22 protein-coding genes are annotated in these 19,093 nt (G+C 73.9%); 14 read left to right on the forward strand and 8 right to left on the reverse strand.

The window, feature by feature from the left end; all coding sequences use genetic code 11:
- Positions 1 to 3 precede the first annotated feature (3 nt).
- Positions 4 to 1,347, reverse strand: coding sequence for an MFS transporter (locus ACH4EB_RS22260; RefSeq protein ID WP_398349285.1), 1,344 nt, complete (start codon positions 1,345 to 1,347; stop codon positions 4 to 6).
- 172 nt (positions 1,348 to 1,519) lie between these two features.
- Here ACH4EB_RS22260 and ACH4EB_RS22265 point away from each other — a divergent pair, with 172 nt between their 5' ends.
- Together ACH4EB_RS22265 and ACH4EB_RS22270 are read left to right on the forward strand one after the other, a co-directional pair.
- The gene (locus ACH4EB_RS22265; protein ID WP_398349286.1) at positions 1,520 to 1,984 is read left to right on the forward strand and encodes a DUF4442 domain-containing protein; all 465 of its coding nucleotides are present in this window, start codon (positions 1,520 to 1,522) and stop codon (positions 1,982 to 1,984) included.
- A 489-nt stretch (positions 1,985 to 2,473) separates the two neighbouring features.
- Positions 2,474 to 3,118, forward strand: coding sequence for a DedA family protein (locus ACH4EB_RS22270; RefSeq protein ID WP_398349389.1), 645 nt, complete (start codon positions 2,474 to 2,476; stop codon positions 3,116 to 3,118).
- A 15-nt stretch (positions 3,119 to 3,133) separates the two neighbouring features.
- On the opposite strand, the gene ACH4EB_RS22275 is transcribed toward ACH4EB_RS22270, so the two are convergent.
- Positions 3,134 to 4,804 (reverse strand): LuxR family transcriptional regulator, encoded by a 1,671-nt coding sequence (locus ACH4EB_RS22275; RefSeq protein WP_398349287.1) that lies wholly within the window; start codon positions 4,802 to 4,804, stop codon positions 3,134 to 3,136.
- A gap of 322 nt (positions 4,805 to 5,126) precedes the next feature.
- Between ACH4EB_RS22275 and ACH4EB_RS22280 the strand changes: the two genes are divergently transcribed.
- From ACH4EB_RS22280 to ACH4EB_RS22295, 4 genes are all read left to right on the forward strand, one after another.
- Positions 5,127 to 6,152, forward strand: a complete 1,026-nt coding sequence (locus ACH4EB_RS22280; protein ID WP_398349288.1) for an alpha/beta hydrolase — start codon at positions 5,127 to 5,129, stop codon at positions 6,150 to 6,152.
- Positions 6,153 to 6,285: 133 nt separating this feature from the next.
- Complete coding sequence (locus ACH4EB_RS22285) at positions 6,286 to 6,819, forward strand: gamma carbonic anhydrase family protein (RefSeq protein WP_398349289.1); 534 nt, start codon at positions 6,286 to 6,288, stop codon at positions 6,817 to 6,819.
- 62 nt (positions 6,820 to 6,881) lie between these two features.
- Complete coding sequence (gene ligD, locus ACH4EB_RS22290; RefSeq protein WP_398349290.1) at positions 6,882 to 7,844, forward strand: non-homologous end-joining DNA ligase; 963 nt, start codon at positions 6,882 to 6,884, stop codon at positions 7,842 to 7,844.
- Positions 7,845 to 8,203: 359 nt separating this feature from the next.
- The gene (locus tag ACH4EB_RS22295; protein WP_398349291.1) at positions 8,204 to 8,503 is read left to right on the forward strand and encodes a hypothetical protein; all 300 of its coding nucleotides are present in this window, start codon (positions 8,204 to 8,206) and stop codon (positions 8,501 to 8,503) included.
- Positions 8,504 to 8,670: 167 nt separating this feature from the next.
- Here ACH4EB_RS22295 and ACH4EB_RS22300 read toward each other — a convergent pair whose 3' ends face one another.
- Both ACH4EB_RS22300 and ACH4EB_RS22305 read right to left on the reverse strand, forming a co-directional pair.
- Positions 8,671 to 9,045 (reverse strand): STAS domain-containing protein, encoded by a 375-nt coding sequence (locus ACH4EB_RS22300; RefSeq protein ID WP_398349292.1) that lies wholly within the window; start codon positions 9,043 to 9,045, stop codon positions 8,671 to 8,673.
- A 115-nt stretch (positions 9,046 to 9,160) separates the two neighbouring features.
- On the reverse strand, positions 9,161 to 10,204 hold the full coding sequence (locus ACH4EB_RS22305; RefSeq protein ID WP_398349293.1) for a Ppx/GppA family phosphatase: 1,044 nt from the start codon (positions 10,202 to 10,204) through the stop codon (positions 9,161 to 9,163).
- 303 nt (positions 10,205 to 10,507) lie between these two features.
- On the opposite strand from ACH4EB_RS22305, the gene ACH4EB_RS22310 reads away from it, so the two are divergent.
- The 3 genes from ACH4EB_RS22310 to ACH4EB_RS22320 all read left to right on the forward strand — a co-directional run bounded on the left by ACH4EB_RS22310 (position 10,508) and on the right by ACH4EB_RS22320 (position 12,424).
- Positions 10,508 to 11,248 (forward strand): ANTAR domain-containing protein, encoded by a 741-nt coding sequence (locus tag ACH4EB_RS22310; protein ID WP_398349294.1) that lies wholly within the window; start codon positions 10,508 to 10,510, stop codon positions 11,246 to 11,248.
- Positions 11,249 to 11,427: 179 nt separating this feature from the next.
- On the forward strand, positions 11,428 to 11,823 hold the full coding sequence (locus ACH4EB_RS22315) for a DUF2795 domain-containing protein (RefSeq protein WP_398349295.1): 396 nt from the start codon (positions 11,428 to 11,430) through the stop codon (positions 11,821 to 11,823).
- Between the two features lie 133 nt (positions 11,824 to 11,956).
- Positions 11,957 to 12,424, forward strand: a complete 468-nt coding sequence (locus ACH4EB_RS22320; protein ID WP_398349296.1) for a DUF5709 domain-containing protein — start codon at positions 11,957 to 11,959, stop codon at positions 12,422 to 12,424.
- 54 nt (positions 12,425 to 12,478) lie between these two features.
- Here the strand turns inward: ACH4EB_RS22320 and ACH4EB_RS22325 are convergent, their stop codons facing one another.
- Entirely contained in the window at positions 12,479 to 12,715 is a 237-nt protein-coding gene (locus tag ACH4EB_RS22325; RefSeq protein WP_398349297.1) for a hypothetical protein, read from the reverse strand.
- 141 nt (positions 12,716 to 12,856) lie between these two features.
- Here ACH4EB_RS22325 and ACH4EB_RS22330 point away from each other — a divergent pair, with 141 nt between their 5' ends.
- From ACH4EB_RS22330 to ACH4EB_RS22340, 3 genes are read left to right on the forward strand one after another with little or no spacing between them, the layout of a single operon-like run.
- Positions 12,857 to 13,741: an SDR family oxidoreductase gene (locus ACH4EB_RS22330; protein WP_398349298.1), complete on the forward strand. Its 885-nt coding sequence runs from the start codon at positions 12,857 to 12,859 to the stop codon at positions 13,739 to 13,741.
- A gap of 41 nt (positions 13,742 to 13,782) precedes the next feature.
- Positions 13,783 to 13,902 (forward strand): LPFR motif small protein, encoded by a 120-nt coding sequence (locus ACH4EB_RS22335; RefSeq protein WP_398349299.1) that lies wholly within the window; start codon positions 13,783 to 13,785, stop codon positions 13,900 to 13,902.
- A complete protein-coding gene (locus ACH4EB_RS22340) occupies positions 13,899 to 14,939 on the forward strand; it encodes an SDR family oxidoreductase (protein WP_398349300.1) in 1,041 nt (346 codons plus the stop codon). The genes ACH4EB_RS22335 and ACH4EB_RS22340 overlap by 4 nt, the downstream gene beginning before the upstream one ends.
- 13 nt (positions 14,940 to 14,952) lie before the next feature.
- Here the strand turns inward: ACH4EB_RS22340 and ACH4EB_RS22345 are convergent, their stop codons facing one another.
- A complete protein-coding gene (locus ACH4EB_RS22345; protein WP_398349301.1) occupies positions 14,953 to 15,558 on the reverse strand; it encodes a flavodoxin family protein in 606 nt (201 codons plus the stop codon).
- A 132-nt stretch (positions 15,559 to 15,690) separates the two neighbouring features.
- Positions 15,691 to 16,182 (reverse strand): DUF6328 family protein, encoded by a 492-nt coding sequence (locus ACH4EB_RS22350; RefSeq protein WP_398349302.1) that lies wholly within the window; start codon positions 16,180 to 16,182, stop codon positions 15,691 to 15,693.
- 139 nt (positions 16,183 to 16,321) lie between these two features.
- Between ACH4EB_RS22350 and ACH4EB_RS22355 the strand changes: the two genes are divergently transcribed.
- Positions 16,322 to 17,125, forward strand: coding sequence for an acyltransferase (locus ACH4EB_RS22355; protein WP_398349303.1), 804 nt, complete (start codon positions 16,322 to 16,324; stop codon positions 17,123 to 17,125).
- 53 nt (positions 17,126 to 17,178) lie between these two features.
- Here the strand turns inward: ACH4EB_RS22355 and ACH4EB_RS22360 are convergent, their stop codons facing one another.
- On the reverse strand, positions 17,179 to 17,940 hold the full coding sequence (locus ACH4EB_RS22360) for a Mut7-C RNAse domain-containing protein (RefSeq protein ID WP_398349304.1): 762 nt from the start codon (positions 17,938 to 17,940) through the stop codon (positions 17,179 to 17,181).
- Positions 17,941 to 18,087: 147 nt separating this feature from the next.
- Here ACH4EB_RS22360 and ACH4EB_RS22365 point away from each other — a divergent pair, with 147 nt between their 5' ends.
- Complete coding sequence (locus tag ACH4EB_RS22365) at positions 18,088 to 19,059, forward strand: DUF3048 domain-containing protein (protein WP_398349305.1); 972 nt, start codon at positions 18,088 to 18,090, stop codon at positions 19,057 to 19,059.
- The last annotated feature ends 34 nt before the right edge of the window (positions 19,060 to 19,093 follow it).

The following is a 19,093-nucleotide window of genomic DNA, read 5'->3' on the forward strand; positions in this document are numbered from 1 at the left end:
CCGCTAGGAACCCGCGGCAGCGCCCCCGGGGGCCGGCGAGGCCGCTCCGGGCGCCGCCGGCGCCGTGGCCGGTGAGTCGGCGGGCTCCCGGGCGTCGGAGGGTCGGCGGGTGAGCCGGCGGACGTCCGGTACGCACAGGACGGCCGCCGTCAGCAGCGCGATCAGCGCGGAGCAGCCCCACAGCGCGGCGGTCCGTCCGATGAGGTCCTGTACGGGTCCGGCCAGCGTGGTGGCCACCGGAGTGATCGCCAGCGAGCCGAACCAGTCGTACGACGAGACCCGGGAGAACTTCTCCTCCGGTATCTCCTGGTGCAGTGCCACCATCCACAGCACGCCGAACACTTCGAGCGCGATGCCGGTGCCGAACATCACCAGGAGGAGGCCGGCGACCGGCACCGGCACGGCGAGCGCGGCCGAGGGCAGGGCGAGCGGGAAGACGCACAGGATGCCGGTGAGCAGGAGCCGGCGGGGCTTGAGCCGCATCATGAGCAGCGCGCCGCCGACCGTGCCCGCGCCGAAGGCGGCCAGCGCCAGGCCCCACGGGCCGGCGCCGCCCAGGTGCTCCTCGGCGACCATCGGCCCGTACACCGCCTCGGCCGCGACCACGACGGCGTTGACGACCGCGAACTGCCCGACCACGGCCCACAGCCAGGGCCGGGAGACCACCTCGCGCCAGCCGTCGCGCAGGTCCGAGAAGACTCCGGCCGTAGGGGCGCGCCGGGGGATGTGGCCGACATCGAGGAAGGCGCGCAGCGCGCCCGCGACGCCGAAGGCGGCGGCGTCGACGGCCAGCACCCAGCCGGGCCCGACGGCGGCGACCAGGGCGCCGCCGAGCGCGGCACCGCCGATGTTCGCGCCGTTCATGCTCATACGGAAGAAGGCGAAGGCCCGGCCCGAGTGCTCGCCGGAGACGCTGGAGAGGACCATGCCCTCGGAGGCCGGCGCGAAGAACGCCTGCCCGGTGCCGCCGAGGGCGGCCAGCACGGCCATCTGCCACAGTCGCGCCTCGCCGGTCAGCACGAGGACGGCGAAGACGCCCTGCGAGACGCAGTTGAGGGCGTTCGCGGCGACCATGACATGGTGGCGCGGCAGCCGGTCGGCGACCGCGCCGCCGATCAGCAGGAAGACGACGAGCGGGACGGTGCGGGCCGTGGCGACCAGGCCGACGTCGGTGGCCGAGCCGCCCGTGCCGAGCACCGCGAACGCCGCCGCGATCAGCGAACCGGCGCTGCCGAGGCCCGTGACCACGGCGGCGGTGGTCAGCAGGGTGTAGTTGCGTCCGGCCCAGGAGGGACGGCGCAGGGGGCGGGGTATGCCGTCGCGGTCGTCCGCGCGGTCGGTCAGCACGGACGCCCCTGGGGCCGCCACGGGACCGCGCGCCGCGCGGGATACGGGTTCTGCTCGCCTCCGGGCGGCTGCTGACCTGGCCACATGAGCCACCACGATAGGCGCCGGGACCTGCGGGCCGGAAAGCCGGGCGGGGCTTCCCCGGCAAGCTACTCGCAGGTAACATGCCGTCATGTCCTCCGAGACCAAGCCGTCGATCGGCGAAATGATGGCGGCCACCGTGCCGATGGCCCGTACGCTCAACCTCGAATTCTCCGAGACCAGCCCCGAGCGGGCCGTGGTCCGGCTGCCCGACCAGGCGGATTACCACAACCACGTCGGCGGCCCGCACGCCGGCGCGATGTTCACGCTCGCCGAGTCGGCCAGCGGCGCGATCGTGCTCGCGGCCTTCGGCGACCAGCTCTCGCGGGCCGTGCCGCTCGCCGTACGGGCCGAGATCGGCTACAAGAAGCTCGCCATGGGCCCGGTCACCGCCACCGCCGAACTCGGCCGGCCGGCCGCCGACATCGTCGCCCGGCTCGACGCGGGGGAACGGCCGGAGTTCCCGGTGAACGTCACCATCACCAGGGAGGACGGCGCGGTCACCGGCGAGATGACCATCGTGTGGACGCTGCGCCCGAACAACCCCGCCGCGTAGAGCCCGGGCGCCGCCCGCCGCGTACGGTGCCGGGGCCCGCGGTCCGGACCGGCCGCGTCGTCCTGTCCGCACTGTTACCGCAACCGCAACCGCATCCGCGTACGCGTGCTCCGGGGAGATCCGTGCCACGCAGTGGTTCGCGCGCACATTCCTCAAGGCCCCAGGCAACTCCACACCGCCGAGGTGCGTCTCGTACAGCGAGACCTGTGGGGAGCGCTCGCGCCCGCATGCGCCCGTACAGAGCGCTCATACGGAGAAAAGGCCCGGTCAACGGCCCGCCGACCGGTGCGTCACCCCGGCCCGTCGCGTCCGCCGCGGCGGGCCGGGGGCGTGCCGCCGGTCGGCGGGGCGGCCCGAAGAGATCGAGTAGGCTTCCCGGGCGCGCCGTGGCGCGCGGACACGGGGGAAACGCGATCATCGACGGCGTCGCCGGACGCCGGGCGGCGGCCCACGGGGGCCTTACACCTAGTGGAGGATGCGGCGTTGCAGATGGAGTGGCTGGAGACGGTACCGGCCGTGAGCGTGTACCTCCTGGTGGGGGTGGTCATCGGCCTGGAGAGCCTCGGCATTCCGCTGCCCGGTGAGATCGTCCTGGTGAGTTCGGCGCTGCTCGCCGCGACGACGGACCACATCGATCCGCTGGTGCTCGGCGCCTGCGCGTCCGCCGGCGCGATCATCGGGGATTCCATCGGCTATCTGATCGGCCGCAAGGGCGGACAGCCGCTGGTCAACTGGGCCGGGCGGAAGTTCCCGAAGCACTTCGGGCCCGACCAGGTGGCGATGGCGGAGGAGAAGTTCGACAAGTGGGGCATGTGGGCGGTCTTCTTCGGCCGCTTCGTCGCCCTGCTGCGCATCTTCGCCGGTCCGCTCTCGGGTGTGCTGAAAATGCCGTACTGGAAGTTCCTCATCGCCAACGTGCTCGGCGGTGTCGTCTGGGCCGGTGGCACCACCGCGCTGATCTACTACGTCGGTGTCGTCGCCGAGTCCTGGCTCAAGCGGTTCTCCTGGCTGGGCCTGGTGGCCGCGGTGCTGTTCGGTGTCGGTTCGTTCCTCGTGATGAAGCGGCGCGCGGCGAAGGCGGCGGCCCGGCGCGAGGTGGCCGCGGCCCAGCCGGCCGACGCGATGGCGGAGTGACGGGCGGACGTCCCGTCAGATGAGGTGGAGCCCGCAGCGGGTCCCCGGGAGGGGGCCGCTGCGGGCTTCGTCGTGTGCGATGGGGGCGGCGGCGGTGCCGGAGCCCGTGGTGGTGGCGCCGGTCGCCGCCGGGGTGGGGCTTTCGGCCGGTCCCGGCGCGGCCAGGGCGATGGCGAGCAGGGCCTGGCTGTACGCGGGCCCGGGCCCGTACCAGGCGTCCTGATACGTGTGCTCGGCCGCGCGCCGCAGGCAGGCGACGGCGGTACGGGTGTCCGCGAGGCGGAGCGCGAGGACGCCGCGGGCGTGTGCGACGCGGGCCAGCGTGTCCGGGTCGGCGTGCCGCGCGGCCGCCCGCCCGGCCCGGTCCAGCAGCGCCTCGGCGGTGCGGTGGGCGTGGTCCTGCGTGGCGAGCCAGCCCGCCAGCCACAGGGCCCGGGCCCGTACGGCGGTGTCGCCCCGGGAATGCCGCAGCAGCCGGGCGAGGTGGGCGCGCCCCTCGCTCCGGCGCCCGCAGACGGCCCAGCGGAACCACAGGGAGACGGCGGTCTCCAGCGCGGTGAGGGCGTCCTCCGCGTCCTGCGGTGGCAGGGTCAGCGCCGCGCGCAAGTTGTGCCGCTCGGTCTCGGCCAGGTGGAGGGCCGCCCGGCGGTCGGGGCCCTGCCAGGCGATCTGCGCCTCGGCGGCGAGCGCCGCGCAGGCCATCCGGAAGGCGCGCAGCGCCGTGGCCTCCTCGCCCGCCGCTCGGAGGTGCGCGAGCCCCAGGGCACGGGCGGCGGCGGGCAGGCGGTAGCGGGGCGGGTGCGGCGGCCGGTCGGGTGGGCAGGTGAGGGCGGATTCGGCTCCGGGGGCGGGGTGTGGGCCGGTGCCCGGGGACTGCCGTGGCCGGGCGAGGACGGAGGCCCGGCGCAGGCGTTCGAGCGCGGCCTCGACCTCCGGTGCAGGAACGTCACTGCGACCGGCTACGCACCCCGCCAGCCAGCCGTCGAAGTCCCCGGGAAGGACGGACAGCCGCGCCCACACCAGACGGTCCGCGGGGGAGCAGGGGCCGAGAGCGGCGGTCGGCGGGGGCACCGGCCGGGGCGGTCCGACCGGGCGGGTGCCCGGGGCGACGACCGCAGCGCGGGTCGCGTCGTACGGTGCGGACAGCGGCCCGCCGACGGGCGCCACGGGAAGCGGCCGTACCGCGACGATCCGTTCCGCGCCGAGCCCCAGAGGCTGCCGCGCGGTGGCCACGATCCGCAGTCCGGCCCGCGCGCCGGTCCTCGCCCGGGAGGCCGCGCCCGCGTCCGTCCCGGTGCGCAGCAACTGCCGCACCAGCCAGGCGCACGCGCCGGCCATCGGATCGCAGTCGTCCAGGAGGACGGTCAGGCCCCGCCCGGCGCAGTGGGCGGCCAGCGTCTGCGCCGGTGTGTCGTACGGCAGGCCCGCCGCCCGGTTGAGGGCCGCGGTCACGCCCGACTCGTCCACGTCCTCCCGGCAGCCGACCCGCACGAAACCGCCGCCGGGGCGGCCGGCGCCCCGCGCGGCCTCCTCCAGGACGGCGCGGGCCAGTGTGCTCTTCCCCACGTTCGCGGGCCCGGTCACGGTCACCAGCGGCGTCCGGGCGAGCAGCCCGCGCAGTGCGCTGTGCTCCACGGCCCGCCCCGTGAACCCGGGCGGCGGCGGGCCCTCGGCCCCTGCGCTCATCGGTCACCCCGTCCGTGGCACCACCTCGTGCCGCGCTGTCGCCGGTCGGAAAAACACGATGCCGAGAGCCGGTGCGCGAATCAACCGCAAACCGGCATACCGATCGAGGGAACCTGAACCCGCCTGTTCGACATCCATAAGCCTGGAAGGCGTACGACGGTGTGCGCGACCGTGCCGCCGCCGGCGGGCGGCCGGACCGGCACCCCTGGGGGAGCCGCGGACGGCCGGTCGGCTGATCTTATTCTGTTGTCTTTCGCCTGGAGCGGTGGAGGCGGCGCCCGCTGCCCCCGCCGGACACGAGTCTTGCAAGGAGTTCGTCCCGATGAAGCGCCTGCGTACCAGTACCGCGGCCGTCGCCGCCGTGAGTCTGATGGCGATGGGGCTCGTGGCCGGCTGCGGCACCAAGGACCGGGACGAGGTCGACGCCTCCCACGTGCCGCAGCTACGGCAGCAGGCGCGCGAGGCGAGCAGCGGCACCGCCAAGGTCGTCCAGCCCACCGGGCCGCGCTCACACTTCGAGACGGAGCGCACCACCGGCGACGACGGGACGAAGATAGTCAGGACCCGCTGGCACGGGAAGAAGTCCGGGTTCACCGGCGAGATATGGTCCTGGGTGCCGCCGCAGTACAACCAGCCGCAGTACGCCAAGAGCGCTTTCCCGGTCCTCATAGCGCTGCCCGGCGCGTACGGATACCCGAAGAACTACTGGATCGGCGGCGACTTCAAGCTTGAGGAGAAGATCGCCGAATGGTCGCAGTCCGGCAAGACGCTGCCGTTCATCCTGGTGATGCCGGTCCTGAACCCGAAGAAGAAGTACCACGACGGCAGTGACATCCCCGGGCAGCCGAAGATGGGCACCTGGCTGACGGAGGACGTCCCGGCCTTCGCCCGCGCCAACTACCGCACGTACGACAGCCGCGACGGATGGGCCTTCATGGGGTCCTCCTCGGGCGGCTTCGCCGCCCTGAAAGCCGTGCTGAAGCACCCGAAGCAGTTCAAGGCCGTCATCGCGAACGGGCCCGACACCGTGCCGGACTCGCCGATGTGGAACGGGCACCCCGCGGAGAAGCGCGCCAACGACCCGCGCCTGCTCGCCGAGCAGCTCAAGGCCAGGGGCGGCCCCGAGGTCTATCTCGCCTTCGAGCTGGGCTCGAAGGAAGAGGCGGTGCCGTACGTGAAGAAGTTCATCCGGGAGCACACCGGCGGCCCGGTCCACCACACGCTGTTCGAGATCCCCGACGGCAAGCACAGCGGTCACACGTACATCCAGCGGATGCCGGAGTCGCTGCACTGGATCAGCGAGCAGATGCTCGGGCCGGTGGCGATGGAGACCCGGCCGAATTCCTGAGCCCCCCGCCCGGCCCCCGACCCGGAGCCACGGCCCCGTGCGCCGCGTGATCGCGGTCCCGCCCGCGGCGCCCGCCATCCCTTCGCCTACTGTGCCCCCAGGCGCGAACGGTCCGGCGACGAGGAGTACGGCCATGGAACAGCGAGCACTGATCGCGGGTGTGGGCGGCAAGGAACCGTCGGTCGATCCGGCGGCTTTCACGGCGCCGACCGCCGTCGTGATCGGCGACGTCACGCTCGGGCCGGGGGCCGGTGTCTGGTACCACGCGGTGCTGCGCGCCGACTGCGGGCCGATCGTGCTGGGCGCGGACAGCAACATCCAGGACAACTGCACCGTGCACGTCGACCCCGGGTTCCCCGTGACGGTCGGTGAGCGGGTCTCGGTGGGGCACAACGCCGTCCTGCACGGCTGCACGGTCGAGGACGACGTACTGATCGGTATGGGTGCCACCGTGCTCAACGGCGCGCACATCGGGGCCGGGTCGCTGGTCGCGGCGCAGGCGCTGGTGCCGCAGGGGATGCGGGTGCCGCCGGGCTCGCTGGTCGCCGGGGTGCCCGCCAAGGTCCGGCGGGAGCTGACCGAGGAGGAGCGGGACGGCATCCGGCTCAACGCCACGATGTACGTCGAGCTGGCCGAGAGCCATCGCGCGGTGGCACAGGGCCGGTAACGGCCCGACGGGTCACCCGCGCCCGGTGGCCGGGTGCGGGGCGGCGGCCGATCATCGGGGGCATGGTTGCGTCCACGGCGCCGTCCGCCCTCCGCCCCATGCTGGCCACCCCCGGCCCGCTGCCCGCTGCCGGGGAGGAGCGGGAGTGGGCGTTCGAGGCGAAGTGGGACGGGGCCCGGTGCCTGGCCGACGCGCCGGGCGACGGGACGCTGCGGCTGATCACCCGGGCGGGCAACGACGCGACGGCGACCTACCCCGAGCTGGCACCGCTCGGTGAACGGCTGCGGGACCGGCCGGCGGTCCTCGACGGCGAGGTGGTCGTCCTGGACGCCGCGGGGCGGCCGGACTTCGGGCTGCTCCAGCGCCGGATGGGCGTCACGAGCCGGCGCCGCGCGGCCGCTCTGGCCACGGACCACCCGGTCCACCTCGTCCTGTTCGACGTCCTGCGCCTCGACGGGCAGCCGCTGCTGACCCTTCCGTACGTGGACCGCCGCGCCGTCCTGTCCGGGCTGGGACTCGACGACGGGCCGCACTGGTCGGTCCCGTCGTACGTGACCGGCCACGCGCGCGCGACCTGGGAGGCGACCCTGGACGCCGGCTTCGAGGGGGTCGTCGCCAAACGGCTGACGTCCCGCTACGCGCCCGGCGTCCGGTCGTCCGAGTGGCGCAAGACGAAGCATCTGGTGACCCTCGACGTGGTCATCGGCGGCTGGACGGAGGGGCGCGGCGGTCTCGCCGGGCTGCCCGGCGCCGTACTGGCGGGGGCGGACGAGCCGGGCGGGCTGCGGTACGTCGGCTCGGTGGGGTCGGGGCTCTCCGGCCGGGAACGCCGGGAACTCGCCGGGTACCTGGACGTCGTACGGCGGGACACCTCGCCCTTCATGGACACGGTCGACGTGCCGGGTGCCCGCTGGGCGGAGCCGCGGCTCGTCGCCGAGGTCACCTTCTCCGGCTGGACCCCGGCCGGCCGCCTCCGGCAGCCGACCTGGCACCGGCTGCGGCCCGATCTGACCCGGCTGGACTGATCCCGGCCACCCACGCACCGCTTCTGATCACTGGCCGGCCCCTTCATGGCGGCCCCTTCGTGCTGCCGCCGGTCGGCCCCTCCGCGCTACGGGCCGGGCCGCACGGGCGGTGCGTCCGCGCAAGTCGTCGAACAGCTTTCCGGGCCGGGGCGGGAGCCGGCCGTCGGCCGGGCGCACCGCGCTGACCTGCCGGTTGCTCGTCCGGCCGGCCCCGTGGACGCCGTCCGGAAAAACCGCCGCGCGCGGGCCCGGTGGAGTGGTCGCGCCGACCCGGTGGTTTGCCGTGTCTTCGCAGGGTGACCCGACAGACGACGTGAAGCTCCAGCCAGCGTGTACGACCGGCAAGGAAGGGAGCGGCCATGCCCTTGCTCGCCGCCCTCTGGCCTCTGGCGATGCTCGGACTCGTGATTGCCCTGGGCCGGTACGAAGACGCCATGCTCCGCCCCCGCCGGCCCCACCGGCCGCCCTCGGCCGAGCTGCCGGACACGACCGGCCGCGGTCGGCCGCACCGCCGGCAGAGTCCCTACGGCCGGGCCGCCTCCATCGACCGCTACCGGCACTCCCCGCCGCTGACCAGGCTGCCCGCCCACCCGCTGGTCCTCAGGACCGGTGCGCCCCAGCGGCTTCCCCGGCGCCATGGTCACGGGCCGTCCTCCTGACCGGCCGGTGGCCGGACGTGAGGAGCGGCGCCGGCGGCTGTGGTCTCAACCGGCCCGGCGCCTGCCTTCCGGCGGCCGCTTGCGGAAGGGTGGGGGACGGGTAACTCACCGCCCCCGTCGGTAAACACACCATTTGTGTGGCGGCCGGGACGCGATGTCCCGTACGGCTATGCCGCGAGGGCGTCCTCCAGCGAGCTGTGCAGCGGGATGGTGCGGTGCACGCCGGTGAGGCGGAACGCCTTGCGGACCATGGGGCGGTCCGCGGCCACGCTCAGCGTCACGCCGTGCTCCCGCGCGGTCCGCTGGCAGCTCAGCAGGGTCTGTAGTCCGGCCACGGTGATGATGGGGGCGCGCAGGTCGATGACGACCCCGTTGGCCTCGGGTTCGCGCAGCAGGCCCTGGAGGCCGGCGGCGACCTGGCCGGTGTTGGCGATGTCGATGATCTCGGGAACCTCGATCACGAGGCGGTCGGCGATGTGGTAGTTCGACAGGTACATGATGTCTCCGGCACGGGGCGCGGAACGCCCGGTGTGGTTCGGCATGGATGGTGCAGTACGGTTCCGGACGCGGGAAGGCCGCTGCCGGGCCCTGAGCGCGGCCTGGCCTCCGGAACGGGACGCTCGCGACCGTGGCACCGGCCCGTACGGACCCACGTCCTCAGTCGGCCGGCGCCCGGCCGAGCGGCAGTTGGCGCGGGACGCGTGGCGACGTGCCGCTGCCGGACGCGATGCCCCTCCCGGCGGCCTCGTGCCGAGGCCCCGGACCCGGCCACCAGTCCTGGCCGCCCTGCTCCAGATGACGCAGCAGCACGCCCTCACGCAGCGCCCACGGGCAGAGGACGACCTCGTCGATCCCCATGCTCTTCATCGCCTGGTGGGCGACGACGGCCCCGGCCGGCGCCTGGCGGCAGCGGGCGGCCGAGATACCCGGCAGTTCCGCCCGCTCGGCCGCGGTCAGCGCCGACAGCTCCCGCACCGCTTCCTTCAGGTCGGTACGGGCCAGCCGGCGCGCGACGAACGGGCCGTCCCGGCCGGGCGCGGCTCCGCACAACCGGGCGAGCTGCTGGAACATCCGGGAGGTGGCCACCACGGTGTGCGGCTCCTCCCAGCGCACCCGGGCCGCCACGTCCTTGAGCGTGGCGCGTACGTACCGGCGCAGCTCCCGCAGCGCCGTACGGCCGGGTCTGCCCTTGCCCGGCAGGAACTCGCGGGTCAGCCGCCCCGCGCCGAGGGGGAGTGAGAACGCGAAGTCCGGCAGGGCGCCGCGGCCGAACGCGACCTCCAGCGAACCCCCGCCGATGTCCAGCAGCGCCATCGGACCGGCCTGCAGCCCGACCCAGCGCCGCGCCGCCCGGAACGTCAGCTCCGCCTCCACCTCACCGGGCAGCACCGCCAGCCGCATCCCGCTTCCGGCCCGCACCGTCTCCAGCACCTCGTCGCGGTTGGCGGCGTCCCGGACGACCGCCGTGGCGTACGCGAACAGCCGGTCGCACCGCCACTGCCCCGCCTGCTCCCGGGCCCGCGCCACCGCCGCCGCCAGCCGCCGTGCCGCCTTCGGGGGCACCGTCCCGTCCGTGGCCACGTGCTCGGCCAGGTGGACCGGACCCTTCAGGGAGTGCGCGGGCAGCGGCACGCCGCCGACCACCTCGCTGATGAGCAGATGTACGGAGTTCGACCCGGCGTCGAGGACGGCTAAGCGCATGTCGGTGCGGGTACCCCTTCCGGCCCGTTTTAGCGCCCGAGTCGCAGCCCTGCCGGACGTGTGCCGCCGGGGCAGCCGTCCCGTGCACCGGACGGGAGGACTCCGCGGGGCGGGCGGACTCGCGGGCGCCCGCGACGGCGCAGCGCCCCGGCGCGGGCCACGGACCGCGCGCCCCGGTGCACGCCCGCGCCCCCACCAGGAGCTTTCACCGGCCGGTTCCGGGATACCCGAGGTACATACCAGGGTGGCGCGCCCGCCCCGGAGCCGCGGCCGCTGGTACGGCCTGTCGAAGGGAGCCCCGCCATGTCAGCGTCGGACCGGGAAGAACTGCTGATCGCCGCCTTGCTCGAACTCGCCGACCCGGCCGCCGGGCAGGACGCGGCGGGCCCCGTGGAGCGGCTCGCCGAGTACTGCCTACGGCTCCCCGGGGTGCAGGCGGGCGGTGTGCTGATGGCCTGCGACCGGGAGCGGCCGGCCCTGGCGGTGGGCTTCGGCGCCAGGGCCACCCGCCTGGAGCGCCTCCAAGTCGCCCTCGACGAGGGCCCCTGCCGGGACGCCTGGCATACGGGCAGAAGCCTGACCGACGTACCGCTGGGCCACCCGGACTGCCGGGCCCGCTGGCCGCGCTTCACCACCGAGGCGCTGGACGAGGGCTTCAGCGCGGCCACCGCCCTGCCGGTGCGCTACCGGAGCCGGCGGCTGGGCTCCCTCAACTTCTTCCACCAGCACCGGGCGCTGGCTCGCAGGGAGGTCACGACCGGGCAGGCACTGGCCGACGCCGTGGCCATCGGGCTGGCGTACCGCAGGGACCTGCACGAGCTCAGGGACCGCACGCGCCAGCTCCAGACCGCCCTGGACAGCAGGGTCGTCATCGAGCAGGCCAAGGGCGTGCTCGCCGAGCGCCAGGGCCGGACCGTCGACGACGCGTTCCAGGCGATGCGCGGCCATGCCCGTGCGCACCAGTGCAAGCTCACCGAGGTCGCCCGGCAGATCATCGGCGGATCCGCCGACTCCGGCCCGTTCGCCCGGCCCGGATCCGGCTGACCGGTGGGCCGGCACCCGGACCTGGGCGCCCGGGGCGCGTGCGCTCCCCTCGTTCGCTCTCGGCTTCGGGCTGTTTCGCGAAAGGGCCAACGGGCACCCCGTAACGCATGGCACGGGAGGGCTTGGACGTGCGGGGCGGGGACGGAAAGAAATCGGTGAGTCCTGGAGGCAGAAAAGCAATGGATCACGGTACGAACAAGGCCGGCCCGGCCCGGGACGAGATGATGAAGAAGGAACTCCAGGGAGAATTGAAGGCCGACCGCGCACTGCGCGCCGAAGAGGACCACGAACTGGAACCGTCGGGCGAGGACCAGCCCGCGGTGAGCCGGACCGCCGGGACCACGGCGCCGGGCAGTGTTCCGGACGGTATGACACCGGAAGCCGTGGAAATCCGTACCGAAATGGCCCAGCACCTGCGCCGCGGTCTGTACCCGGCCGACCGCGCCACCATCATCAGCACTCTCCGGCAGAACAACGCGCCGGACCGGCTGGTCGCCCTGGCCGAGCGCCTCCCGGAGAACGAGCGGTACGAGAACGCACAGCGCATCGTGGAATCACTGGGGCTCAGCCGATAGCGAGGAGCGCGACCGCGTAAGCACCCGAAACGACCGTCACCGACATCGCCGGAGTATGCCCCGCCCGCGGCGGGCCGTACCGAGAAGCCCGCCGCGGGCGGGAAACCGGCACCGCGCTGGAAAGAGAGCAGTCATGTCCGATGAAGCGATGGGCGACGAGGTCTATCAGCCGTCCGCGTCCGACAATCAGGGAACGTCCGACGAACTCGACATGGAAGACGCTCTCGACGAACCGGACTACGACGAGATGCTGGACCAGGGCTATTCGCCTCCCGAAAAGCCGCTGGCCGTGAACCGGACGGGCACCACCGCCAACGAACAGCGTGAGGGCGAGAGCCTCGACGAACGGCTCGCCGAGGAGGAACCGGACGTCGAACCGCCGGACGGCGACGGCATCGGCGACCAGCAGGACGCCGACGGCGAGCCTGTCGACCGCCAGGTGGGCGACAAGCGTGCTGGGCGGATGACCGGCACCGACGAGGGCGACGCCCTGCGGCTGCGCAACGACGAGATCGGCCGCGACGTGGGGATCGACGGCGGGGCGGCATCGGCGGAGGAAGCCGCGGTGCACATCGTCGACGACCCCGACCTCTCGCGCTGAGCGCCCGCCGACGGCCCTCGGCGCGCCGTCCGGCCGGGTCGGCTCCGCCGCAGGTCAGGACGGTTTCGCGGAGCGCCGGCCGCCGTCGCTGCCGTCTCCGGACAGCGCTTGGACGAGAGCGGCACGCGCCATCGAGGACCGGCCCTGGACGCCGGCCCCGGTGGCGCGTTCGTACTGGCCGGGCCTGCGCCTTGGACCGGCCGGCGCGATGCCGTCCGGTTCCTCCGGCTCGACCCGTACGTACGCGACGCCCGCGGCGCCTCCCTTTTTTGTGAACTCTTCGGCAGGCACCGCTTTTCCGGAGCGTTCATTAGCGTTCATTGTCCCGCGGCACACGGACCGGAAAGGCGCCGGGGAGGAGTGAAGACGTCACGTGTTCCCGGCGGCAGGACGGGTACCGCGTAGACATACACGCGTTTGGAGGTATCCACGATGACCGGGAACGACCAGCGAAATCCCGTGGACGAACACCCGAAGCCGGAATTCCCCCAGCAGGACCAGCCGCATCCCGGCGCGACGGAGGACATGGCGCCGCGGCCCGACCACGGCGAGACGTCGTACGAGGGCACCGGACGGCTGCGGGACCGCCGTACGCTGATCACCGGCGGTGACTCGGGCATCGGACGCGCGGTCGCGCTGGCTTTCGCCCGGGAAGGAGCGGACGTCGCCTTCACCTATCTGGAAGAAGAGGAGAAGGACGCGCGGGAAACCGTCCGGCTGGTCGAGGAGGCGGGCCGGCAGGCCCTCGCGGTGTCGTGCGACATCCGCGTGGAGGAGCAGTGCCGCGATCTGGTGGACCGGGTGGTGCGCGCATTCGGCCGTATCGACGTCCTGGTCAACAACGCGGCTTATCAGATGGCGCAGTCCGAGGGTATCGAGGGCATTTCCACGGAGCAGTTCGACCGGGTGATGCGCACCAATCTGTACGGCATGTTCTGGCTCTCCAAGATGTCGCTGCCGCACATTCCCGAGGGCGGCAGCATCATCAACACGACGTCCGTCCAGGCATACCGGCCGAGCCCGCATCTGCTGGACTACGCGACCTCCAAGGGCGCCATCGTCACCTTCACCCACGCACTCGCCGGTGACCTCGCCGAACGCGGTATCCGCGTCAACGCGGTGGCCCCCGGGCCGGTGTGGACCCCGCTGATCCCGTCGACGCTGCCGGACACCACCGAGTTCGGCAAGCAGAGCCCGCTGGGGCGGGCCGCCCAGCCCGTGGAGATGGCGCCCGCTTATGTCTTCCTCGCGTCCCAGCAGGCCGGTTACATCACCGCGGAGATCGTCAACGCGACCGGCGGCACACCACTGCCGTAGTCATCCGGCCGCAGCCATATCCGCACCCCAAGGAGGTTCCCATGCTCAGCGCCATCGCTGATGTGTTCCGTGCCATCGGGAACGCGATCGCGACCGTCGTCACCCTGCCCTTCCGCGCCCTCGCCCGCCTCTTCGGCGGCGCCTCGCGCGGTGCCCGGTGAGCCGCCCGGACCGGCCCGGGCCGCAGACCGTCGTCATCACCGGCGCCAGCGCCGGCATCGGCCGTGCGACCGCCCGGCTGTTCGCCGCGCGGGGCGCGAACGTCGCGCTGGTCGCCCGCGGCCGCACCGGACTCGACGCCGCGGCGGCCGAGGTCGAGGAGCGCGGCGGCCGGGCCCTGGTGCTGCCCACCGACGTGGCCGACGCGGACCAGGTCGAAGCGGCCGCCGAGGCGACGGAGGACGCCTTCGGGCCGATCGACGTGTGGGTCAACGACGCCTTCAGCACGGTGTTCGCGCCGTTCACGGAGGTCGACGCGGAGGAGTACCGCCGCGCCACCGAAGTGACGTACCTGGGGTTCGTCAACGGCACGCGGGCCGCGCTGCGGCGGATGCTGCCGCGCGACGCCGGCGCGATCGTGCAGGTCGGCTCGGCCCTGGGCGCCCGCTCCGTACCCTTGCAGTCGGTGTACTGCGGCGCCAAGCACGCCATCAACGGCTTCACGTCCAGCGTCCGCACCGAACTGCTGCACCAGGGCAGCCGGGTGGCGATCACCGTCGTCCAGATGCCAGCCGTCAACACGCCGCAGTTCGACTGGGTGCTGTCCCGGCTGCCGAAGTCCCCCCGGCCGGTGGCCCCGGTCTACCAGCCGGAGGTCGCCGCCCGGGCCGTGCTGCACGCGGCGGACCACCCGCGGCGCAAGCAGTACTACGTCGGCTGCTCCACGGTGGCGTCCATCCTGGGCAACCGGGTCGCGCCCGCCCTCCTGGACCGCTATCTCGCCCGTACGGGCTACGCCTCGCAGCAGAGGGACCAACAGGCGGGCCCGGACCGGCCGGAGAACCTGTGGCACCCGGCGGACGGCCCCGACGGCACCGACCACGGCGCGCATGGCGTCTTCGACGACAGCTCCCACCCGCGGTCACCCCAGGCGGCCCTCGCACGTCACCCCGTGCTCGTGGCGGCCGCCTCGGCAGCGGCGGGCGCGGCGGTGTGCGCCGTGCTGGGGCCCGTACGGCGCGGCCGGCGCGGCCACTGACCGGCCGCCGTCCTCACGACGACGGCGGATAGGAGTACTGGCGCAGCAGCCGCGTCAGGTGCACGGCGTTCACGGCCAGTGTGCGTGTCGTGGCGGCCACGGCCTTCGGCCGCTCGTCCAGGTCCTGGTAGTCCGTGCCGTGCTGTGCCTCGCCCACCCAGTACGTGACGGCGTTGGGCGCCAGGGAGAAGCCGAGATCGTTCAGGCCCTGGAACAGATCGGCGCTGACCTTGTGCGCGCCGTCCTCGTTGCCGACGACGGCCACCGCGCCGACCTTGCCGTACATCAGTTGGCGTCCCTGCTCGTCGGTCTCGGCGATGTCGGCGTTCATCCGCTCCAGCACCCGCTGGCACAGGCTGGACGGGTGGCCGAGCCAGATCGGGGTGGCCAGCAGCACGATGTCGGCGGCCAGGAGCTTCTCGCGCAGCCCCGGCCAGGCGTCGCCGTGGCCCATGTCCACGGCGACACCGGGACGGATGTCGTGGTCGGCGACGCGTACGGACTCGCACTGTGCCCCGAGGCCGCCCAGCTCGGCCAGTACCTGGTCCGCCAGCAACTGGCTGCTGGAGGAGGTGGGGGAGGGGTGCAGGGTGCAGACGAAGGCCAGGGCCCGGATCATGGCAGCTCCTCGGGGATCGACAGGGTGTGAGCACACCGTGGTGGCCCGGTCACCTGTGATGTGGACGGTATCCCGGGTTCGCGCGCCCCGCCGTTCGACACGGTGCGGACGCGGGGCGCGGCACGGTGGCGCTCACCTGTCACCCGCGTACCGGTGCCGCGCCCAGGCGGGCAGCGCGAACCAGCACAGCAGGAACCACGCGACCAGGCCCGAGACGATCCACGGGACGGCGCTGTCGTGCAGCGCGACGCGCAGGATGAGCAGGAACGCCGAGATGATGGTCGCCAGCAGGAGCAGCAGGCCGACGATGGTCAGCCGGGAGGCCCAGACGACGGTCTGCGGCTTGATGTTGCGCCCGGTGACGAACCGGTGGAAGGCGACCGGGCCGATGAGAGCGCCGGTGGCCGCCGCGCCCAGGCACAGCGTCACCACGTAGATGGCCCGTTCGGGCGCCGCGAGGGTGGGGAAACGGGGCGTGAAGACGACGGTCAGCAGGAAGCCGAAGAGGATCTGCACACCGGTCTGGGCCACCCTGACCTCTTGCAGCAGCTCGTTCCACCGCCGGTCGGCGCGCTCCTCGGCCGACTCGCGACGGCCCTCGGCAGCCTGCGCGGCGGGTTCCATGCCCCAACGATAGGCGGGCCGCCGGACGCTGTCCCGTCGGCGCCGGACCGCTGCCGGGCGGGGCCGGCGCCCGGCGGTGGGGTGAAGATCACAGGGGGTGGCGGGGCGGTCGGCACACCGGCCTGAGTACGGTGAGCGGGTGCCGAAGAAGAACGTGTTCTCATCCGTGGCGGCGTGGCGCCGCCGGGCGGTGTCCCGCGCGGTGCACCGCGGAGCGCGCTGGGTACGGGAGGCGGGCGCCGTCACCGCCGAGCGCCCGGGACCGTACCGCTTCCGCCGCCTGGGGGCGGGCGCCCGGCTGGCCTTCCCGCAGGGCACCGTCTTCGGCGACCCGTGGATCGAGATAGGAGAGTACTGCATCATCGCCCAGGACGTGACGCTGACCGCCGGGATGATGCCCGACCTCGACCTCGGCACCGACCCGATCCTCACCCTCGGCAACGGCGTCGTTCTGGGCCGCGGCAGCCATGTGATCGCCGACGTCCGGCTGACCATCGGCGACGACTGCTTCTTCGGCCCCGGCGTGTACGTCACGACCACCAACCACAGCTACGACGACCCCGAACTGCCGGTCGGCAAGCAGTGGCCGCGCAGCGAGCCCGTCTCGATCGGCCCGGGGAGCTGGGTGGGCACCGGGGCGGTGATCCTCCCGGGTGCCCGGCTCGGCCGCAACGTGGTGGTCGCGGCCGGCGCGGTCGTACGGGGCGAGGTCCCCGACCACGCGGTGGTGGCCGGGGCGCCCGCCAGGGTCGTCCGCTCCTGGGACCCGGAAGCGGGCTGGCAGCCGCCGCTGCGCACCCCGGCGCCGGTACCGGTGCCCGAGGGCGTGACGTCCAGGGAGCTCATGGCCCTGGCCGCCCTGGAGGCCGGGGCGGACGCCGCGCTGCCGGTGGAGCCGGGGCACGGCACAGCGGCCACGGGGGCGGCCACCGAAGCGTCCTGAGAGACCGGGGCCGAGCGCGGGGCCAGGGCCTCGGGGCGGTGTTCCGCCCGGTCTCACCCGTGGGCGGCAGCGCCGCCCTGTGGTGCCGCGGTGCCGCCGAACTCGCGTACCGCGGCGGCGACGACGGCCTCCAGCCGCGCGTGGTGCGCGCCGTGCCAGTACACGCGGTCGCAGGCGGTGCACTGGGCGAACACGTCGTACGTACGCCGCGTACCGCCTTCCAGCCGCTCCTCGACGGTGCCCTTCGCCGCCTCCCGGAGCAGGCCGTTGCAGGCGGTGCACCGGGTCCACGGCGCGAGTTCCGGCGCGAACCGGCCCAGCACATCGCGCAGTTGTTCGTCGGGGCGGTCGCTGTAGACGTACGCCCCCGCCCAGTTCTCGCGCCGCCGCAGCAGCCCGCGGTCCCGGGACAGCAGCACCCGCCGCTCGGCAGCCGACCGCGCGGCCAGGGCCGGGTCGCCGATGTCCTCGCTCTCGTACGCCGCGTCCACGCCCAGCAGCCGCAGGCGCCGCGCGAGCGTCCCCAGGTGCACGTCGAGCAGGAACCGCAGCGGGGCGCCCGGCACCTCCTGCGGCCGCTCGACCGCGCCCACCTCGACCGACTCGCCGTTCCGCGGCACATGCGACACCGGCACCTCCCGCCCGTCCACGAGCAGGCGGCCCACCTCGGTGAGCGGGACACCGAGCGATTCCACGACGTGTCCGAGGGTGGACGTCCCGTCCGTGAGCAGGGCGGTCCGCCCCTGGCGTCGGCCGGCGGAGACGAAGAGCCGCAGCTCGGGGGCGACAGCGAAGTGGATCTCGGGTCGGTTCACGCCGTCAGCATGCCATCGCGCCGCGGCCCGGCGCCCACCGGGCCGCCCGGGACCGCGTCGGGCGCCCGGCCCGCCTGCGCCCTCTCGCCACGCGGCCGTTCCTGTGGTGTCCTCGACGGACGGGGCGGCACTGACGGGAGGTCGGCGGTGCGAACGAAGAAGCGTACGGTGCGGGCGGGAGCGGCACTGCTCTGCGCCCTGCTGGCCGGCGTGTCGAGCGGCTGTCAGCAGGGCGGTACGCCCGACGGGCGTTCGCCCTTCACGGGGAAGGCCGCGCGGGCCGCCCCGGTGATCGCCGTGAAGATCGACAACGTACGTGCCGCGCGCCCCCAGACGGGCCTCGACGCCGCCGACATCGTCTACGTGGAGCGGGTCGAGTCGGGGCTGTCGCGGCTGCTGGCCGTCTACTCCTCCCGGCTGCCGTCGGCCGTCGGCCCCGTACGCAGCGCCCGCGAGTCGGACCTGGAACTGCTGCGCCAGTTCGGCCGCCCCGCCTTCGCCTACTCCGGCACGCAGGCGAAACTGGAGCCCGTCGTCGAGGCGGCCCCGCTGTACCCGCAGCCGCCGGGCAGGACCGGCGAAGCCTACTTCCGCGACCGGGACCGCTCGGCGCCGCACAACCTCTACCTCCGCCCCGAACGCGCCCTGAAGGCGGCCCCTGGCGCGAGCACCGCCCGCGACATCGGATTCCGCTTCGGCGCCGCTCCGTCGGGCGGCCGCGCCACGTCCTCGTACACGGCCCGTTATCCGGCCGCCCGCTTCTCCTTCGACTGGTCGGCGGAGCGGCGGGGCTGGCTGGTGTCCATGGACGGCACACCGGCCAAGACCGCTTCCGGGCAGCGGCTCGCCGCCCCCACGGTCGTCGTCCAGGGCGTACGGATCCGCCCCTCGCGCTACCACGACCGCTGGGGCGCCCCCTCCCCGTACACCGAGACCACCGGCTCCGGACCCGCGCGGGTGCTGCGCGACGGCAAGGCGTACGAAGCCCGCTGGTCACGGCCGTCCGCCGACGGCGGTACGGATGTCACCACCGCGTCGGGGGTGCCGCTCAAGTTCGCGTCCGGCCAGGTGTGGGTGGTGTACGTACCGGAAGAAGCGGTGGGTGGCGGGGCCGGCTAGCCCGCCCGAGAGACCGGCACCGCCCGGACCGCCG

The organism is Streptomyces sp. NPDC018045 (genome assembly GCF_044327445.1).
In the GTDB taxonomy this organism is placed as follows: Bacteria; Actinomycetota; Actinomycetes; order Streptomycetales; family Streptomycetaceae; genus Streptomyces.